Below are 19550 nucleotides of genomic sequence, written 5' to 3'. Positions count from 1 at the left end.
GCTCAGCGCTGCCTGGTCGCGAATCTGGCCTCGATTTCCTCCAGCGACCTGCCCTTGGTTTCCGGCAGCCAGAACGCAGCCACCAGGAAGAACACGAATGTGCATGCCGCCCAGAACAGGAACATGCTGGCGTAGCCATAGTGGCCCACGGTCGGCAGGAAGATCGCGGCGATGGTGGTGGACACGAACTGATTGATCAGCAGCGCGATGCTCATGCCATTGGAGCGGATCCGGTTGGGCATCAGCTCGGACAGTGCCAGCCATACGCAGACGCCAGGGCCCACCGCGAAGAAGGCAACGAACACGAGGATGCAGGCGGCCACCGCCCAGCCGTGGGCGGGCGTTGGCACCGGTCCGATCCGCGCCTGCTCGATGCGCAGCGGTGCGTGCGCTGCGCCGGCCGGGTCTGCGAACGGATTCAGGTGCAGGGTGCGGAAGAAGGCGCCGATGACGCTGTCCGGCTGCACGGTGCCGGCACGGTCGATGCGCAGCTCGCGATCGATCAGGTTGTCACTGCGAAGTGCGCGCACGTTGGTAAAATCGCCATAGGCGTAGGACACGGTCAGCTGCATCGGACGGCCTTCGCTGTCGATGCCGTCAGTGAGGCGTTGCCACTGTGCCTCGTCCAGTACCAGATGCAGGCCATCGCCGCTGGCTGCGGCCTGCAGCTGCGGCTGCACATCGGCGCGGCCGCGTTCGGCCTGGAAAAACAGGGTGGCGGCGGCCAGCAGCGCCACGCAGATACCGCCGCTGCCGAGCATCAGCAGGAACTTGCGGCCCTTGCGATCCACCAGCAGCAGCGCGACCACGGTCATCACCGCATTGAGCAGCTTGATCGCCACGTCGGCGCCATTGGCCACCGAACCGGACAGGCCCGCCTGGTTGAGGATGTTCACCGCATAGGCGAGCACCGAGTTGATGCCGGTGGCCTGGGTGCAGGCCAGGACCACGCAGGCCAGCACGAACGGCACCACGTAGCGGCGGCTGAGCAGCGGATCACGCCTGCCGTTCGTGCCACTGGATTCCGGTGCCTGGATGCGCGCGAGCGTGGGCTCGACCTCGGCGGCAGGCAGCACCCGCAGCAGGCTGCGACGGGCGTCGTCCACCCGACCACGGCGGACCAGCCAGCGCGGCGACTCCGACAGCCAGAAAATGCCGGCACAGAACACCAGGCCCGGCGTCAGGCAGCTCCAGAAGATGGTCCGCCACGCATGGTCCTTCACGGCGAACAGTTCCTGCGCCTGCTGTGCCAGCGGCAGCGAGCGCACGGTTTCGGCAGCGGCATCCACGGCCTGGGCGTGGTACAGGCCGATCAGCGCCGCCAGCACGAGTCCGATGGTCAGCAGCAGCTGGAACATCGCTGCACCCCGGCCACGCCGCTCCGGACTGAGCACCTCGGCCAGGTACAGGGGTACCACCACTCCGATCAGGCCGCCGCTGATCCCCTGCAGCAGTCGGCCCAGCAGCAGCGGCGTGTAGCCCGAAGCGAGCGCCATGATGGGAATGGAGGCGGTGAACAGAACGCCAGCCAGCAGCATCGCGCCGCGGCGTCCGATCAGGTCGGCCACCATGCCGGCAAACAGTGACGACAGCACACTGCCCAGCAGAACGGCCGCAACGACGAATCCCAGCTGCTGGCTGCTGAGCTGCCAGGCCTGGCTGGCGGTCGCTTCCAGATAGGGCAGGGCACCGGCAATGATGCCGATATCGATGCCGTACAGCAGGCCGCCGAGGCCGCCGATGAAGAGCAGATAGCGTACGGGCCAGCGCGGAGCGGTGCTTGCAGTCATCGGCAGTTCCTGTGGTAGCGCCGGACCCTGCCCGGCGGCGGTTCTTCGCAGATTGCGTTCTGTGGCGCCGCGCCATGCGTGGCTCTACGGCAGGGATGTTGCTCAGTGCAGCTCGACCACCCGGCCACCCACCACCACCTGCTGCAGGCGCAGTCCAGCGTCCAGCACCACCAGATCGGCGCGGGCGTCGGGCGCGATGCGACCGCGATCGCCCAGGCCCAGGTAGTCGGCCGGGAACGTGGAAACGCGCTGCGAGGCGTCGGCCAGATCCAGGCCGACACGCACCAGGTTGCGCAGTGCCTGGTCCATGGTCAGCGCGCTGCCGGCCAGCGAACCGGTCGCCAGCCGCACGCAACCGCCACACTTGTGCACGCGCTGTTCGCCCAGCGCGTACTCGCCATCCGGCATGCCGGTGGCGGCCGTAGCGTCGGTCACCGCGTACAGGCGCGGAATCGCGCGCGCGGCCAGGCGGATCACGCCGGGATGGATGTGCTGCAGGTCGGGAATGATCTCGGCGTAACGTGCATGGGCGAGCGCCGCCGCCGCGATGCCCGGGCGATAGTGATCGACGCCGGTCATGCCGTTGAACAGATGGGTGAAGCCGGATGCACCCGCCTGCAGAGCAGCCACACCTTCTTCGTAACTACCCGCGCTGTGGCCGAGCTGCACACGGATGCCCATCGCCGAAAGCGCAGGAATCAGCGCCGTGTGTTCGCCGATCTCCGGCGCCAGCGTCATCACCCGGATCGGTGCCAGCGCATGCAGCTGCTGCACCAGCGCCAGCGTCGCCTCGATCGTACGGTTGGGCTGTGCGCCCAGGCGCTGAGGGCTGATGAACGGCCCTTCCAGATGCACGCCGGCGATGCATGCGGCCTCGTCGTCCGGCGCTGCCATGGTGGCGGCCACGCCCTGCAGGGCGTACTCGATCTCGTCCAGGCCGGCGGTCATGGTGGTCGCCAGCAGCGTGGTGGTACCAAAGCGCAGGTGGGTGCGGGCGATGGTGCGGGCCACATCGCCGCCCTGCATCAGGTCCACACCGGCAGCGCCATGCACATGCAGATCGATGAAACCGGGAAGGATCACCTGCAGCTGCGGGTCATCACCGCCGCTGTGGTCGTCCACCTGCAGCTGGCGCACATGCGAGTCGAAGTGGACATGGCCACGTCGCCACCCCAGCGGGGTGAGGATGCGGCCATGCAGGGAACGGGTGTCGGTCATGCGGGCGGCTCGGCGATGATCACTTCGATGCCCAGCCGCTGCAGGCCCTCGCGGGTTGCGTCGTCGATGCCGGCGTCGGTGATGACGGTATGGATCTGATCCAGGCGGGCGATGCGATGCAGGCTGACACGGCCGAACTTGGAGGCGTCGGTCAGCACGACGATGCGGCGCGCGCGCTCGACCATGCGGTGGTTGAGGCGCGCTTCCGCCTCATCGTGGGTGGTCAGGCCGAACTGCAGGTCCAACCCGTCCACGCCCAGGAACAGGGTGTCGAAGCTGTAGGAATTGAGGCTGGCCTCCGCCTGGCTGCCCTGCAGCGACAACGACTGCTGACGCAGCAGCCCGCCCGTCAGCAGCACATTGATGCCGGCAGCATTGGCCAGTTCCCACGCGATGTTCAGGCCATTGGTCATCACCGTCACATCGCGGCGGCCACGCAGATGGCGGGCCAGCGTCATGGTGGTCGAACCGGAGTCGATGATGATGTTGTCACCGGCCTGCACCAGGTTCGCCGCGCAGGCGCCGATGGACTCCTTCAGGGGCAGATTCAGCGCATCCTTTTCATGGATGTCCTGCTCCTGCGGAGGCGTGCGCACCAGATTGGCGCCACCGTGGGTGCGGTTGGCCAGGCCCTGCGACTCGAAGTGGGTCAGGTCGGCGCGGATCGTCACCGCGGACACGCCGAAGCGCTCGACCAGATCGGCCACCTGCACCGAGCCGTGCTCGATCAGCAGCTGCAGGATCTGTTGCCGGCGGGAGCGGGTGTTGCGCATGGCGGAGTCTCGGGTCTGCTGTGAGGGGTAGAGATTAGCCGTTCGCAGCAATGCCGGCAGCGGATCGTGTGTCCTGACCGCGCTTGCCTGCCTGGTTGGCACTGCAGGCGCGGGCATACTCGCCCAGGCACTGGCCGATGCGGTGCTGCACCAGGGCCGTCGGCGTGTTGGCCAGGCGGCCGTCACGCACGGCGCGGTACTGCTCCGGCAGGTACTGGCTCAGCAGCACCAACGGTGGCGTGTGCTGCTCCAGGTTGGAGAACAGCGTCTGCACGGCGCGCAGCAGTGCCGGCTCGCCCCAGTAGTAGCGGCAGCGGTCACTGAAGGAATAACTGCGCAACAGGCGCAGTGTCGCCTGGTCACCCTGGTAGTAGGGTTGCCAGTACTTCGGCTGCGCTACCATCACCTCCTCCAGCACCTGTGGCAGGCGCGAGCACTGCGCAGCCGGCAGCAGCGCCTGTTCGATCGCTGCCAACGCGAACAGCGCCTCACGATAGGCGAAGGTGGCGGCGGGGCCGACCTTGAGGATCGCGAAATGATCGCGGACCAGCGCATGCAGTCCGCTTTCGCGCTGGTAGTCGGTGGAGTGCGCCTCGAACACGATGCGCGGCTGCTGTTCTAGGAAGTCGGCCAGCGCATTGGCGGCGACCGGATCGTACTCGTGCACGCTGCTGTGATCGAAATCCACGCCCGGCTGCACCACCATCGCGATGACGCGCTGCCAGGCATCGCGCAGTTCGGGGGTATCGAATGCCTGCTGGTGGATGGCCAGGGTCTGCGCGGCGGCTGCCGGCGTGGTCACCTGCAGGCCGCCGGCCAGCGAGGCTTCGCCGCCGGGAACGGGCACTTCGGTGCCGATCACGTACACCGGCGCCGGCAGGCCGAGCCGGGCAGCCGTGCGCTCGGCGATCGTCGCCAGTTCCGACGAACGCGCGGCCACGGTGGCATCAGGCAGCGGCACCGGATCGTCGGCGCAGGACATGCTGCAGTCCAGATGGATCTTGTGGAAGCCGGCGGCCATGTAGGCTTCGATCAGCACGCGCGCGTGGGCCATCGCTTCGGCGGCGGGGCGCTTCTGCCAGGCGTTCGGACCGAGGTGGTCGCCGCCCAGGATCAGCCGCGTGCGCGGAAAGCCTTCCTCATCCGCAAGCGTGCCGACATAGTCGCGGTACTGCGGCGGGGTCATGCCGGTGTAGCCGCCGAACTGGTCGACCTGGTTGGAGGTGGCTTCGACCAGCAGCACCGTGTCGTGTGCCAGTGCCACGTGCATGGCCGCGCGCAGCACCTGTTCGTTGCTGCAGCAGACGCTGTACAGGCCCACATTGTGGCCGGCGCGGTGGGAGGCAAGCAGGGTCTGCAACGGGGACATGGTCATGCTCCGGACAATCAGGAAAACGAGGGTTGGCAGGCAAGCAGCGCGGCACCGCGCGCGCCACCGGCATCGCCGAAGCGCGGGGGCACGATCGGCGGCACCTGCACGCCGTTGAACAGATGGGCAGCGATTGCCGCCGGCAGCTGCTGGTACAGCGGGGTGTACTGCGAGAGGCCGCCGCCGAGCACGATCACATGCGGGTCCACGGCCAGCACCAGCGCAGCGAGGCTGTGGCCGAGCAGGTCGCGGTGGATGTCCAGCGCGCTGCGTGCACGCGCATCGCCGCCTTCGGCCAGTGCGATCACCGCACTGGCATCGACGGCCGCGCCGCCCAGGTGGCGTTCGATCATCGCCAGGCCGCTGCCGGATACATAGCGCTCAACGCAGCCCTGCAGGCCGCACGCGCAGTCGATCAACGGCAGGCCGTGACGCTGCAGCAGGTGGCCCGGCACGCTCCAGTGGCCCCACTCCCCGGCCAGGCCGTTGAAGCCGGACAGCAGACGGCCCTGCAGGCAGAAGCCGCCACCGGCGCCGGTGCCGAGGATCGCGCCGAACATGCTGGGGTAGCCGTCGGCTGCGCCGCCATGGGCTTCGGACAAGGCGAAGCACTGCAGGTCGTTGCCGAAATGGAGCGGACGCTGCAGGCGTGCCTGCAGGTCGGCCGCCACACTGTGGCCGGTCAGCGCCGGCACGTTGGCACTCAGCTGGCGGCCCGTGCGGCGGTCACGCACGCCGGGCAGCGCGATGCCGATGGCCGCATCGTTGCGGCCCAGTGCGGCGTCGGCGTCGGCGACCAGCGCCACCACCGACCGCAGAAAGCCATCGTAGTCACCCTGCGGAGTGGCCACCCGGCGGCGCCAGGTGACCTGCATCGCCGCATCGCACGCCACCAGCTCGATCTTGGTGCCGCCGATATCGATGCCGTAGCAGGCATGGGCGATCAACTCAGCCATGGTGGATGGTGACACCCTTGACCACGCGGTTCACCGTGCCGTCGGGGAACGGATTGTCCGGGGTCAGCCCCAGCGCGGCCGAGCGCTGCAGTGCGAACAGCTGGCCGAAGGCCAGCCACACCGGCGCCAGCCAGGGATCACCCAGAACCGGCTCCAGGACGGGTACGGCGAGGGTGTAGTCATCGTCGGCACCGATGTCCGAATGCGGGCCGATGGCCAGCACCTGGCCGGCCACGCCGTCGCGGCGCAGCTCGTCCAGCAGATCCTGCTCGTAGCGGCGTGCAAGCGGCTGCACGCTGCGCAGCACGATCACCAGGGTGCTGCCATCCAGCGTGGATTTCGGGCCGTGGCGGAAACCGAGCGGCGTGTTGGCCAGCGCCAGCACGCGGCCGGCGGTCAGCTCCAGCACCTTCAGCGCGCACTCGCGCGCCAGCGCTTCCAGCGGACCGCTGCCCAGGTAGATGACGCGGTTGAAGGGGCGCTGTGCCAGCGCGGCCACCGGTGCATCCCACTGCGCCTGGCCTTCGCGGGCCAGCGCAGCGAGCTGCGTCAGGCGCGCCACCCGCGTCTGCCACGGTGAGCGGTCGAACACGGTCAGCGCGGCCAGCAGCATGCAGGTCAGGCTGCTGGTCATCGCAAAGGCGCGGTCGCAGCTGGCCGACGGCATCAACAGGGTGCAGGTATCGGCACGGCCGGCACCGCGCCGGGCCAGTTCGCCATCAGCGTTGCAGGTGATGTCGAGGAAGCGTGCGTCATCCACGTCGCTGCGCACACGGTCCACCGCTGCCACGCTTTCCGGGCTGGAGCCACTGCGGCCGAACGAAACCAGCAGGGTGGGGCGGTCGCGTTGCAGATACAGCGCCGGATGGGTCAGCAGGCTGGTGGTATGCACCACACGGACGTCAGCGGCCCACTGCGCGTTGATCGCATCGGCCACCATCTCGGCGATGAAGCCGGAACTACCGGCGCCAGTGAACAACACGCGCTGATCGGGATTGTCGAGGCGGTCGCCCAGGAAGGCCTGCAGGCGTTCGCGGGCCTGCAGCAGATCCTGTGCAAGCGCGTCCCACAGTGCTGGCTGCTGGGCGATTTCAGTAGCGGTATCGGCTCCGCCCCGGCGCTGCCAGGCGGACACATCGGAAAGCAGGGTGACGTCCATTCGGAGGTTCCAGTTGGGCCATCGCACGATCTGTGTTTTCTTTCGAAATGTCAAATACCGAAAGCAAAAAGAAAGATAAAGAGCGCTTGGCGTTTCTGGTAGACCGCAATCGTCCAAAACGAAAGGAATCGAAGAATGCCGTATCGCACCAAGCTTAACAGGGGAGTGCAAGCGATTACACAAAGTACTGCGCCGCATCACCTTTCGTTTCAGTCGAACTTATCTTACTTTTTGCTTTCCATTTGTTGACATCTTTCGAATCCCTGCCCTAGAGTCGGCCCAACCGCTTTCGAAACGCCCGGTGAACGGGTTGGGAGTCCGCGTGGAAATCTGCATTCGCCGCTCGCCGCTGATGCTGGCCCTGTTGCCGGTGCTGCTGCTGGCGTCCATGTCGGCCCACGCCGAACCCATCGGCAACCTGCGCTCGGTCACCGCCAGCAAGGCGGGCCCGCCCGCCTGGGACCTGCAGACCGACACCGGCGCGCGTGTGCGCATCGAACTGCCGGCTGCCGACATTGTCCGTGTGCAGGCGGGGCGCAAGGGGGTACTGACCGGAGCCGGCGACAAGGCCGCGCCGATCGTGCTGCCCCAGCCCAGTGCCGACGTGCAGGCACAGCTGGAAGAAGATGCGCAGGAGATCCGTCTGCGCACCGGCGCACTGGTGCTGCACGTACAGCGCCAGCCGCTGCGCCTGCGGTTGGAGCGTCTGGACAATGGCCAGCCCACTGCGTTGTGGCAGGAGCTGCAGCCGCTGGACCTGGATGCCGCACAGAGCGTGCAGGTACTCTCGTCGCAGCCCGACGAAGGTTTCTTCGGCGGCGGCCAGCAGAACGGCCGTTACCAGTTCAAGGGACGCGAGCTTGAGGTGTCCTACTCCGGCGGCTGGGAAGAGGGTGATCGACCGAGCCCGGCGCCGATGCTGCTGAGCAGCCGCGGCTGGGGCATGCTGCGCAATACGTGGAGCGACGGCAGCTACGACCTGCGCCAGCCCGATCAGTCCACCCTGCTGCATCGCGAAGATCGTTTCGACGCCTACTACTTCGTCGGTGCCGATCTGCCGGCATTGATCGAGCGCTACACGCAGCTGACCGGCCGCCCCAACATGGTCGCGCGCTGGGCGCTGTCCTATGGCGATGCCGATTGCTACAACGACGGCGACAACGCGAAGAAGCCGGGCACCGTGCCCGAGGGCTGGAGCGATGGCCCGACCGGCACCACGCCTGACGTGGTCGACAGCGTGGCCAAGCAGTACCGGGCACACGACATGCCCGGTGGCTGGATCCTGCCCAACGACGGCTATGGCTGCGGCTACAAGCAGTTGCCCGAGACGGTGAAGGGTCTGGCCGGATACGGCTTCCGCACGGGCCTGTGGACGGAGAACGGTGTCGACAAGATCGCCTGGGAAGTCGGCAAGGCCGGCAGCCGTGTACAGAAGCTGGATGTGGCCTGGACCGGCAAAGGCTATCAGTTCGCGATGGACGCCAACCGCCAGGCGTTCAATGGCATCGTCGACAATTCCGATTCGCGTCCCTTCCTGTGGACGGTGATGGGCTGGGCCGGCATCCAGCGCTACGCGGTTGCCTGGACCGGTGACCAGAGCAGCAGTTGGGATTACATCCGCTGGCACGTGCCGACCCTGGTCGGCTCGGGATTGTCCGGCATGGCCTATGCCAGTGGCGATGTCGATGCGATCTTCGGCGGCAGCGCCGAGACCTACACCCGCGACCTGCAGTGGAAGGCCTTCACTCCGGTACTGATGGGCATGAGTGGCTGGTCGTCGAACGCGCGCAAGCACCCGTGGTGGTACGACGAACCCTACCGCAGCATCAACCGCGATTATCTGAAACTGAAGATGCGGCTGACGCCGTACATGTACGGGCTGGTGCACGACGCCGCGCAGACCGGCGCGCCGCCGGTGCGTGGCTTGATGTGGGATTACCCCCGCGATCCGCACGCGCAGGACGAAACCTACAAGTATCAGTTCCTGCTGGGCCGCGATCTGCTGATCGCACCGGTCTACCGCAGCCAGGCGGCCAGCCGCGGCTGGCGGCGCGACATCCATCTGCCGGCCGGTGGATGGATCGACTACTGGGATGGCCGCCGCGTGCAGGCCGGCGCCGAGGGCCGTCAGCTCGACCGCCAGGTCGACCTTGCCACGCTGCCGGTGTTCGTGCGCGCCGGGGCCATCCTGCCGATGTATCCGTCGATGCTGTTCGATGGCGAGAAGCCGCTGGACGAGGTCACCTTCGATCTCTATCCGCAGGGCGATTCGCAGTACACGCTGTACGAAGACGACGGCAACACCCGCCGCTACCAGCAGGGCGAATCGAGCACGCAGCAGATCCGCGTGCAGGCGCCGGCACAGGGCAGTGGCCCGGTCCAGGTGCAGATCGCGGCCGTGCAGGGCACCTACCAGGGCCAGCTGGCGCAGCGTCGCTACGGCCTGCGCGTGTTGAGCCGGCAGGCACCGCGCGCAGTGCAGGCCGGCGCTCGTGTGCTGCCCGCGCTGGCCGACGCGGCAGCCTTCAACGGTGCCGACGAAGGCTGGTATTTCGATGCCCGTGAGCGTGGCGGTACCGTCCATGTGCGTACCGCCACGCAGGATATCCGCCAGCCACTGCAGATGCAGCTGGACTTCGCCGTGACCGCCGCCGCTGCGGACGATGCTTATCCGGCCGCGCCGGTGCTCGGCCGCGAGCTGCCGGCCGACAGCCTGCTGGTGGTCAACCGCCCGGCGGAAGAGCCTGGCCATCCGCTGGAGAACGCGTTCGACGATGACCCGGCCACCTGGTTCCGCAGCGTGCGCAACCAGGCCGTGCGCACCGGCGCCCACGAATGGGTGGTCGGCTTCGGTGAGCGCCGGATGATCGACGGCATCGAGCTGGCGCCACGCAACGACAAGAACTGGAAGCATGGCCAGGTTCGCGACTACGAGGTGTACCTGGGCGACAGCAATGGCGAATGGGGCGAGCCGATCGCCCGGGGCCGGCTGCAGTTGAAGGAAGGGATGCAGCGCATCGACTTCCCCGCACACGCCGGTCGCCTGCTGCGTTTCCGGGTGCTGAGCGTGCAGAACCCCGAAGGCGACGGCGCCAGCAGCACCGACCCGATGGTCACTGCGGCACAGGGCAGCGCCCGCGCGTTCGACGCGTTGCAGCCACGCGATGTCGGCCCGATCGCGCTGTCCACCTTCCACATCCTCGAGCACCAGGAACCGGAGCGACCGGCCCGGCAGCGCTATCTCTCCGAGCTGCCGGTGCCGGCCGCGCTGGCCAGCCAGATGCGCGCCGACCAGGCGTTCCGTGGCGAGGCCGGCATGCGCATGAACGGCCTGCAGTTCCGCCGCGGCCTGGGAGTGGGCGCGAACAGCCGCATCGACCTGCGTCTGCAGGGCGGCTGGCGCCTGCTGCGTGCGGATCTGGGCATCGATGATGCCTGCCGCAGCGCAGGCGGCCTGCAGTTCCAGGTCTGGGGCGACAACCGCCTGCTCTACGACAGCGGCCTGGTGAAGGCGCCCGGCGTGGTCAAGCCGGAGCTGGACATCCGTGGCCTTACCACCCTGAGCCTGCGCACGCTGGGTGCGCAGGGCAGTCAACCCGCCCAGGTCTGTGCCAACTGGGCCAACGCCGTGCTGATCGGCCAGGAGGGCGACTCCGCCAGCATCGTCGCCCCATGACCCCTTCGTAACACCGCTCCTCCCCCGCCCATACCGACTGCGGCCTGCTGGCCGTGGCCCGGGAGCGTTTTGCCCGCTGATCCACATTCGCGCCGCACCCCTGCCAGGAGAGAACCCCGATGTTGCCCGCACGCTACCGCCGCCCCCCCTGTCGCACGATCGCTCCGCTGACGCTGGCCATTGCCGGTGTGCTGCTGTCGGTCGCCCTGCCTGCCGCTGCGCAGGACAGCAAGGACAACGCCACCGACCTGGCCCGCATCGAGGTCACCGGCTCCAACATCCGCCGTACCGATGTGGAAACCGCTTCGCCGGTCCAGGTCATCAGCAAGCAGGACATCCAGAACATGGGTGCGCGTACGCTGCTGCAGGTGCTCGACAACCTGCCGGCTGCCCGCCCGGCGCAGCAGGATTCGCGCTCGCTGTTCACCGGCTCCGACGGTGCTTCGCAGGCCAATCTGCGTGGGTTGGGCGCACAGGGCACGCTGGTGCTGCTGAACGGTCGTCGCCTGTCGTACTACGGCGCACCCGCCGGCTTCCAGACCCAGTTCGTCAATATCGATGCGATCCCGGCTGCCGCCATCGAACGCATGGAAGTGCTCACCGATGGTGCTTCGGCGGTGTACGGCACCGACGCCGTGGCCGGTGTGATCAACGTGATCACCAAACGCAACTTCCAGGGCGCGGAGATCAACTTCACCAACGATACGTCATCGCGCATCGACTCCTACGGTGAGCGCCAGGCCAGCATCACCGCCGGCTTCGGCGACCTGGCCGAGAACCGCTTCAACATCTACGGTGCGGTCAACATGTACCGCCGTGATGCGATCCCGCTGCGTGATTTCTACGACAAGCGTCCTGAGCAGTACTACGTCAACAATCCCAATTACCTGACCAACCTGCGCCTGGGCGTGGGCAGCAAGCCGGGCGAGTTCAACCCGGGCAGTTACTTCGCATTCGATCCGGTCACCGGCCGCCGCGTGCAGGAGGCCGCACCCGGGTGCAACAACGTGCTGCAGGGCGAGGCCGCCGGTCCGCGTTGTGTCTGGGAGACCTGGATGAACAACGAGATCGACGCCGGCGCCAAGTCCGAGCGCAACACCGCCTACCTCAATGGCACCTTCCTGGTGGGCGACTCGACCGAAATCTTCGCCGAGGCGACCTACACCGACATCGATCTGCGTGCCAATGGCGGTACACCCCGCAGCTATGGCACCACCACCGGTAATCCGACCAGCTGGTTCTCCCGCGATACCGGCACTACGGTCAACCAGTTCCTGTATCCCTACCTGGGGCCGAACAACGAGTACAACCACGCCAGCCCTGAACTGAAGGCGATGATGGGCGGCGTAGTCGGCCTGCAGTACCTGCTGCAGGATGCCGGCGCCAACTACTTCGGCCAGCGCAACACCGACAAGAGCTACCGCGTGCTGACCGGTGCACGTGGCAACATGGGTGACTGGAACTGGGAAACTGCTTTCGCCACCGCCGGCACGCACTCCACCACCTACCAGACCATCAACGTCAACCTGAAGGGCTTCGAGAAGGCCTTCGGCCCGTACTCGGTGGATCCGGGTACCGGGCGGGTGATCATTTCCGACCATCCGGCATACAAGTTCGGTGAGATCAGCGAAGCCAACGCAGCGCTGATCCGCGAGGCGTTCCCGACCTTCGACATCCAGTCCTGGACGCGCCTGCACACCCTGGACGGCAAGATCGAAGGCCCGCTGTTCCAGCTGCCGGCCGGTGAGATGCGCGCCGCGTTCGGCTTCAATGCCAGCCGCGAAACCTTCTACACGCCGGGCAATGCCGACGCAGCCGCCGGCCTGATCACCCAGCAGGGCGGCTCGTGGTTCGACGGTGCGCGCAACACCTATGCACTGTTCGCCGAAACGGTGGCGCCGATCACCGACAAGCTGGAACTGGATGCCGCGGTCCGCGTGGACAAATACCCGAACTTCAGCGCCAACGTCGCACCGAAGATCGGCTTCAAGTACCAGGCATTCGATCAACTGATGCTGCGCGGCACCTATTCGACCGGCTTCCGTGCGCCGAGCCTGGCCGAGTCCGGCAGCGGTGGCGTGTTCGCCCAGCTCGGTGGCTACCGCGATGAGGTGCGCTGCGCCGAGACCAACGCGATCGCCGACCTGTTGCGGCAGTCGCAGCGCGCCGGTGACGTGGACCTGGGCAAGAGCCTGGCCAACGTCGATTGCAGCCGCACCGTGGCCCGCATGACCCAGCCCAACCAGGACCTGAAGCCGGAGAAGGCCAAGATCGCCACCCTGGGCTTCGTCTACGAGCCGGCCAGCTGGCTGTCGGTGTCGGCCGACTACTGGTTCATCTACCGCAACAACGAGATCGTCGCCCCGGATTTCAGCCGTGATACCGACATCATCTCCTCCACCCGTTCGCCGATCACTGATGCCGATCGTGCAAACCTGGCCCAGCTGGCGGCGATGTGCGCCGACCCGGCCAGCGGTGTGAGCTGCCCCTCGGTCCTGCCCGGCTACAGCGTGGGCAACGTGGCCAGCGTGGTCGGCCAGTACAAGAACCGCGGCAAGACCCTGGTCGACGGCTTCGACGTGGACGCACGCAGCCGCTTCTCGCTGGGCGAGTGGGGCGGGCTGAACGTGGGCCTGGCCGCCACCATCGCCAATCGCAACCGCTACTACATGGATGAGGAAAGCGGCTGGTACTACGGCGACGTGGTGGGCTACTACAACAACCCGCGCCTGCGCGCCACGCTCAACGCCGACTGGACCTACAAGCAGGTGACCACCAGCATGTTCGTCAACTATGTGGGCGGTACCAAGTGGGCCCGTGACCGCGTGGATGAAGTGGATAACAACAAGGAGACCTGCACCGCCGGCTACTTGGCGCTGCAGGCCAGCAAGTGCGACGGCGCGCCGTCCTGGTGGACCGCCAACCTGAGCGTCACCTGGCGCCCCGATGACGCCTGGAACCTGAGCTTCACCGTCAAGAACCTGTTCGATCGGCTGCCGTTCTACGATCCGAACAGCTTCCTGGGTGACTCCAGTGACTACGCGACGATCTTCGGCCGTGGTTACAGTGTGACCATCGGTTATCGATTCAAGTAAGCAGGTTCGAGTGATCCAGCGCGCCGGTTGCGGCCGGCGCGCTTCCAAGAGGAGAGATGTTTGCCATGAAACGCAGGGAGTTCATCGCGGCCAGTGCCGCCGTCGCCGCCAGCAGCCTGTTGCCACAGACCCCGGCCTGGGCGCGCGGTCGCACGCTCCGCCTGGCCATGATCGGTACCGGCATGCGCGGCCAGGTGCTGTTGAAGGAGCTGGTGCGCCGCGACGATGTCGAGGTCATTGCACTGTGCGACATCGAGCCGATCATGCTGGGTCGTGCCGTGGACATGGTGACCAAGGCCGGCAAGCCTGCGCCGAAAACCTATGGCCAGGATCGCGACAGCAACGCCTGGAAGCGCCTTCTGGAACAGAAGGGCATCGATGGCGTGATCATCGCTACGCCGTGGGAATACCACGCGCCGATGGCGATCGCCGCCATGCAGGCGGGCGTGGCCGTAGGCTGCGAGGTGGTGGCCGGCATCACCCTGCAGGACCACTGGGATGTGCTGAAGACCCAGCTCACGACCGGCACGCCGTACATGCTGCTGGAGAACGTCTGCTACCGCCGCGATGTGATGGCCGCCCTGCAGATGGTGCGACAGGGCCTGTTCGGCGAGCTGGTGCATCTGCAGGCCGGCTACCAGCACGACCTGCGCGGGGTGAAGTTCAACTCCGGTGATCCCAGCCAGCCTTACGACAGCGGCGTGGAGTTCGGTCCCAAGGGCTGGAGCGAGGCACGTTGGCGCACCGAGCATTCGGTGGAGCGCAACGGCGAGCTCTACCCCAGCCACAGCATCGGCCCGTGCGCGATGTACACCGGCATCAACCGCGGCAACCGCTTCACCCATATCAACGCTTTCGCGACCAAGGCACGCGGCCTGCACGAGTACACCGTGGCCAAGAGCGGTGGCACCACCCACCCCAGCACCCAAGTGAAGTTCAAGCTGGGTGACATCGTGACCACCACGCTTGCCTGCGAGAACGGTGAGACCATCCTGCTGCAGCACGACACCTCGCTGCCTCGACCGTACTCGATGGGCTTCCGCGTGCAGGGCACCAAGGGTCTGTGGATGGACGTCAACCACTCCATCCACATTGAAGGCCGCAGCCCGCCGCACCAGTGGGAAGAGTTCAAGACCTACCAGGATCAGTACGAGCACCCGTTGTGGAAGCAGCATGCCGACACCGCGGCCAGCGCCGGTCACGGCGGCATGGACTGGTTCGTCATCCATGCGTTCGTCGAGGCACTGAAGGCCAAGGCGCCGATGCCGATCGACATCTACGATGCGGTGACCTGGAGCGCGATCACCCCGCTGTCCGAGCAGTCCATTGCCAATGGCTTCCAGACGCTGGAGTTCCCTGACTTCACCGCTGGCGCGTGGAAGCAGCGCAAGCCGATCTTCGCCTTCGACGGCACGTACTGATCCGTACACCCACGGTAGCGCCGGGCCATGCCCGGCGTTGCTGTGTGGACGGGTGTGCTCGCCCCTGTGGCGCTGGGCCTGCCCTCGGCGGCTGCCGGCTTCCAGTTCTTAGCGTGGAAGATCAGCGGCCTGCTGATTCTGGGGCTGTGCCGGTGGGCCAACAATCGATGGCCTGAGCAGGGAAGGATGGCGCGCCCGGAGGGATTCGAACCCCCGACCAATGGCTTCGGAAGCCACTACTCTATCCGGCTGAGCTACGGGCGCGTTGGCCGCATAGTGTATGCCTACTTTTGCGTTTTCGGAAGTCCAGCAAAGCAGGGGCCGACCCGTCAGGGCTGCGAGGGCGGCACTACCCGGCTTCCCTTGCCCGCAAACGCTGCCTGCTCTTCTCAAGCGCCGACTCGAAGCGCTTCACGCTTCCGCCCAGGAAGAAGAAGTGGTCGGACTGCTTCGCGATGATTGCCTGATAGGCGTTCCTCAGTTCCGGGTCGTTCGACAGGTAGTTCGCCAACAGAGGAAGGCCAGGCAGCGATTCGCTCGGAAGCTGCGGGCCTGCGACCTTCGCTATGGGCCCGCCAGTGCCATCGCGGAGATCGACAAGGAGCGTACGGGTCAGGCGCGAGAGCGGCGCGACCTGTTCACTGTTCCCCGCGACCTGCTGCATGGCTGCGAGCGGGATGGCCGCAAAGAGATGGTAATGGGTTGCGCGCTTGCCCCGGGCAACCTCGGCAGGGAGCAGGCCCTGCTGGGTCACCTGCGCAAGCCCACGTGAGAGCACGCGCTGGCCGGCTTCTTCAATGGATCGATCCTTCAGCACGGCCGCTGAAAGTACGAGGGAGAGACCGCTCCAGTAATAGTGGTTATCGACTGGCTGGGATTGAAAGAATGCGTTTGATGCATCCGCCGCTTGTTTGATCCACGCCCTGGTCGGTGAATCGAGGACACCCTCCAGCTGTGCTTCATCAAGGCCCAGCAGGTTGGCCAGCACGGCGACCATCAGCCAGTCACGGAAGTATCTGTCTTCCCGGCTGCGCGGTTCTCCCAGATAGTCTGTGCGAGCCATTTCATGGACCAGGTTTGTGATGCACTCTCCGACCTGGGCACGACCCGCAGACTCAGCCTCCGCATACTGGGCCGCCAATCGGTTCAGCGCCACCACGGGCCCGCCGATTCGCGTACGGACCGGCTTCTGCTCCGCCACCGCTTTGGGGTTCATCGTGGAGAACGTCGCGTCAACCGACGGGCCGTAGTAGCGCGAGATGATTCCCATCTCCGGGGACATCTGGGGCATCTTCGGACACGCGGATCCTGCGGCATGTCCCTCGCCCACGCTGGCGAGCAGCAGCAGCGCAAACAGCATTGAACAGAGCCGGGTCCAGAGGGTGTTCGACCTGCGTGCATTGGCAAGGGCAGGAATGTTGGCGGAAATCATCATCGACGTAACCTCATTCTGAGTTTCTCCATCAGAGCGCGCATTCCGGCCAGGTCATCACGGTTGATGATCAGGAAGCGGTGAATGGGAACGGAGAAAGCGACCCGGTATACGAGAAGGAAGGAGAGCGTTAGTACAACGTTCGAGATCAACATGGAAATCGCCGCACCGTTCAGGCCATAGGCCTCCGTCAGCGGCTTGGCGGTAACGATGTTGAGCATAACTCCCGGAAGCATCAGCAGGAAAACACGGAACGGGGACAGAACCACCGAGAGACTGGGGAACAGGATCGTCCAGGGTGCACCACTGAGCGTTGCAGCGACCAGGAGCACGAACAGCCAGCCATCTGCGGAGAACTGTGAACCCAGCAGCAGCGGGACCGACACATCCGCCGTGGCGATCATGGCCACGGATACTACGGTGAACAGCAGCATGGAGGTGCGAAGCATGGCTGCGCTGCTGTCGACGGCCTCCTTGGTGCTGGATGAGCGGACGCTGTATGAGAATGCCACTACCGCAATGGCCATGCCCACTTCGGTGATGATCTCGGTCAACCGCTGCAGGGCGAAGAACGTACCTGCATCATCACTTGCGGAGGTGTGGCTGACAACCAGGAACGAGACCCGCTTGGCCGCGTTCATCAGCAGCACTGAGAGCATGAACAGGAAGCCCCGGCTGACCAGTTTCCAAGCCAGCGCGGTCGCAGTGCTCTTGCCGGATGGAACGCGGATTGCTGGCAGCTGCTTTGCGAAGAGATAGAGTGCAGCGGCAACCTGGGATATTGCCAGGGCCCATACTGCGCCAAGGAGCGTGAATGCACCGGGGATGACGAGGAGCAGGACAGTGCCGATCAGCAACGCTATTCTGGATGCCAGCTCCGACCGGTTGAACAACTTGATGTCGCCGGTTCCGAGGGGGGTTCCCTGCATCATGCGCAAATAGAGCATGGCCGCCAGAAGGATCGAGAACGGAGCGGCAAGTTGGGCCGGGTCCATCCCCAGATCGGACGCGCGCAGGGTCAGATACGCCGCCGGCACACCCAGCACTGAAAGGACCAGCCACAGGAAGAATCCGCTGCGGGTATAGTCGTGCGTGAGCGCAGGTTCCTTGCCGATGAACACGGCAAGAGAATTGCGGGTGCCCAGGTCGAGAATGGTCGAGTATATGAGCGTCGTCGAGAAAATGAATCCGTAGGCAGCCATCTCCGCCAGGGAGAGCTGCCTGGCGACGATCAGAAAAACCAGAAGATTGACCGATTTCGCTCCAAAACGCGTGACGATCGTCGCAAGTGTATCGAGCGCTCGCTTAGCCATGAGCGCGGGTAATCTGTCGGGTGTCGGCAATCAGGACCTGTCGGAATCCGTCCACGATCCCGTTGAAGGCAATGCGGGTGCCATCGCTGGACCACACCGGATGCGGATCTATACGCCGAGGACCGTTGAGGTTCTTGGTATGAATCCAGCAGAGCGCCTGTTCCTTGTTTGTTTCAAGGTCAATGAGGCGCAGCGGTATATCGTTCTGGGAGTTTCTGAATCCCTCCGACACATAAGAGTCGGTCACCAGGAACCGCCCGGAAGGGTCCAGGCTTGGGTGCCCGCTGCCCTTGTGGCCCGGAGCGACGGTTTCCAGGCAGGTGCCATCGGCCTTGAAGCGCACGAACGCCATCGGCTTACCTTTCGGGCGAAGGTTCATCAGGATGTGCTCGCCGTCCGGAGTCCAGTTGGGGTGATGGCCCCCGACCCGCCATAGCGCATCCGGCATGGCGAGCTTGATGTTGGAGCCATCCAGATTCATGGTCACCAGCTGAACCGGCGTTCCGCCGCGGAGGCGTACGCCGGTGCAGAAGAGCACGGCAAAGAGTTTCGTGTTGGTGGGATTGACCTTGACGTTAAACACATAGTACGTGCTGCCTGCCAGCTCTGATTGATCCGGCAGGCATTCAACGATGTCCCTCAAGCTCACCAGAAGCTTCCGTTCCCCGGTCGCAAGGTCGGTCCGCCAGATGCCTTCCGTCGAACTCAGGGGCGTTGTCTGCCGCTTCTTTCCGGTCAGCGGATCGGCTACGCCATAGCCCGGGATGATCGCGTTCACATATTCGATGTCGGGAGCATAGGAGTACCGTCGGTCTGGGGAGAGACCATAGACGGGTCCATCCAGAGGGACGACCTTCCGTTGGGCGCGTTCGATGCGCACGCCCGTGGCTCGTCCTTCGACGACGTCGTTGCAGTACAGGATGTCATCGCTGCTGCCCCACTGCACGTTCGCGCCGAGCTGCGCCCCCCAGCCCAAGGTCTCGTGCACGACCTCGCACCCGCCTTCGACCAGGTCAATCACGCACACACGTGCCTTGTCGCCCGGAATGGGGATGCGCTCGATGAACGGAACCTGTGTCACGGCAAGGAAGCGGCCGCTCGGAGAGAACGGGTCAACGTCAAAGAAGGTGGTCATGTAATGACCGGAGTCAGGACTAACCGTCGACACCGGTACCGCACTCTCCTGCGGTCGGTAGGGCCTGGATGGGCTGTCGACTCTAAGGGGGGCCTTGCTCCAGTCACGCATCGGGCCGCGGGCGTGCGCGAGAGCCTGTCGCGCCAACTCCGGCGCTTCCTTCAGCCTTCGCTTGAGGTACTTCAGGTTGTTAATGAAGATCTGAGTGTTCAT

General features: G+C 65.7%; 12 protein-coding genes and 1 tRNA gene. 3 read left to right on the top strand and 10 right to left on the bottom strand.

Features of this window, described 5'->3' with window-relative positions:
• Positions 1-2: 2 nt before the first annotated feature.
• The 6 genes from AC5P5M_RS06790 to AC5P5M_RS06765 form a co-directional block, all read right to left on the bottom strand.
• A complete protein-coding gene (locus AC5P5M_RS06790) occupies positions 3-1790 on the bottom strand; it encodes an MFS transporter (RefSeq protein WP_053518007.1) in 1788 nt (595 codons plus the stop codon).
• 102 nt (positions 1791-1892) lie between these two features.
• Positions 1893-3008, bottom strand: a complete 1116-nt coding sequence (locus AC5P5M_RS06785) for an N-acetylglucosamine-6-phosphate deacetylase (protein WP_180877095.1) — start codon at positions 3006-3008, stop codon at positions 1893-1895.
• A complete protein-coding gene (locus AC5P5M_RS06780; protein ID WP_346475376.1) occupies positions 3005-3898 on the bottom strand; it encodes a DeoR family transcriptional regulator in 894 nt (297 codons plus the stop codon). The genes AC5P5M_RS06785 and AC5P5M_RS06780 overlap by 4 nt, the downstream gene beginning before the upstream one ends.
• Positions 3816-5150 carry a D-tagatose-bisphosphate aldolase, class II, non-catalytic subunit gene (locus AC5P5M_RS06775; RefSeq protein WP_495205684.1) on the bottom strand — a complete coding sequence of 445 codons (1335 nt, stop codon included), beginning with the start codon at positions 5148-5150 and terminating at the stop codon, positions 3816-3818. The genes AC5P5M_RS06780 and AC5P5M_RS06775 overlap by 83 nt, the downstream gene beginning before the upstream one ends.
• Before the next feature lie 17 nt (positions 5151-5167).
• Positions 5168-6106 (bottom strand): ROK family protein, encoded by a 939-nt coding sequence (locus AC5P5M_RS06770; protein WP_180877105.1) that lies wholly within the window; start codon positions 6104-6106, stop codon positions 5168-5170.
• The gene (locus AC5P5M_RS06765) at positions 6099-7265 is read right to left on the bottom strand and encodes an SIS domain-containing protein (protein ID WP_065174327.1); all 1167 of its coding nucleotides are present in this window, start codon (positions 7263-7265) and stop codon (positions 6099-6101) included. The genes AC5P5M_RS06770 and AC5P5M_RS06765 overlap by 8 nt, the downstream gene beginning before the upstream one ends.
• A 322-nt stretch (positions 7266-7587) precedes the next feature.
• Between AC5P5M_RS06765 and AC5P5M_RS06760 the strand changes: the two genes are divergently transcribed.
• The 3 genes from AC5P5M_RS06760 (at position 7588) to AC5P5M_RS06750 (ending at position 15457) form a co-directional block, all read left to right on the top strand.
• Complete coding sequence (locus AC5P5M_RS06760) at positions 7588-10941, top strand: TIM-barrel domain-containing protein (protein ID WP_495205683.1); 3354 nt, start codon at positions 7588-7590, stop codon at positions 10939-10941.
• A 119-nt stretch (positions 10942-11060) separates the two neighbouring features.
• On the top strand, positions 11061-14036 hold the full coding sequence (locus AC5P5M_RS06755) for a TonB-dependent receptor domain-containing protein (RefSeq protein WP_495205682.1): 2976 nt from the start codon (positions 11061-11063) through the stop codon (positions 14034-14036).
• Positions 14037-14101: 65 nt separating this feature from the next.
• Complete coding sequence (locus AC5P5M_RS06750; protein WP_111187265.1) at positions 14102-15457, top strand: Gfo/Idh/MocA family protein; 1356 nt, start codon at positions 14102-14104, stop codon at positions 15455-15457.
• A 187-nt stretch (positions 15458-15644) separates the two neighbouring features.
• Here the strand turns inward: AC5P5M_RS06750 and AC5P5M_RS06745 are convergent.
• From AC5P5M_RS06745 to AC5P5M_RS06730, 4 genes are all read right to left on the bottom strand, one after another.
• Positions 15645-15721 (bottom strand) — tRNA-Arg (locus AC5P5M_RS06745).
• Between the two features lie 85 nt (positions 15722-15806).
• Positions 15807-16892, bottom strand: coding sequence for an alginate lyase family protein (locus AC5P5M_RS06740; protein ID WP_414487828.1), 1086 nt, complete (start codon positions 16890-16892; stop codon positions 15807-15809).
• On the bottom strand, positions 16889-18202 hold the full coding sequence (locus AC5P5M_RS06735; RefSeq protein ID WP_346480634.1) for an MATE family efflux transporter: 1314 nt from the start codon (positions 18200-18202) through the stop codon (positions 16889-16891). Before AC5P5M_RS06735 ends, AC5P5M_RS06740 begins: the two co-directional genes overlap by 4 nt.
• Entirely contained in the window at positions 18195-19550 is a 1356-nt protein-coding gene (locus AC5P5M_RS06730; protein WP_476340140.1) for a TolB family protein, read from the bottom strand. The genes AC5P5M_RS06735 and AC5P5M_RS06730 overlap by 8 nt, the downstream gene beginning before the upstream one ends.

It is taken from the genome of Stenotrophomonas sp. YJH_SMC_106-19, from assembly GCF_059368375.1.
Note: the sequence above shows the minus strand (reverse complement) of the source record. Positions and strands in the feature narration are given on the sequence as shown.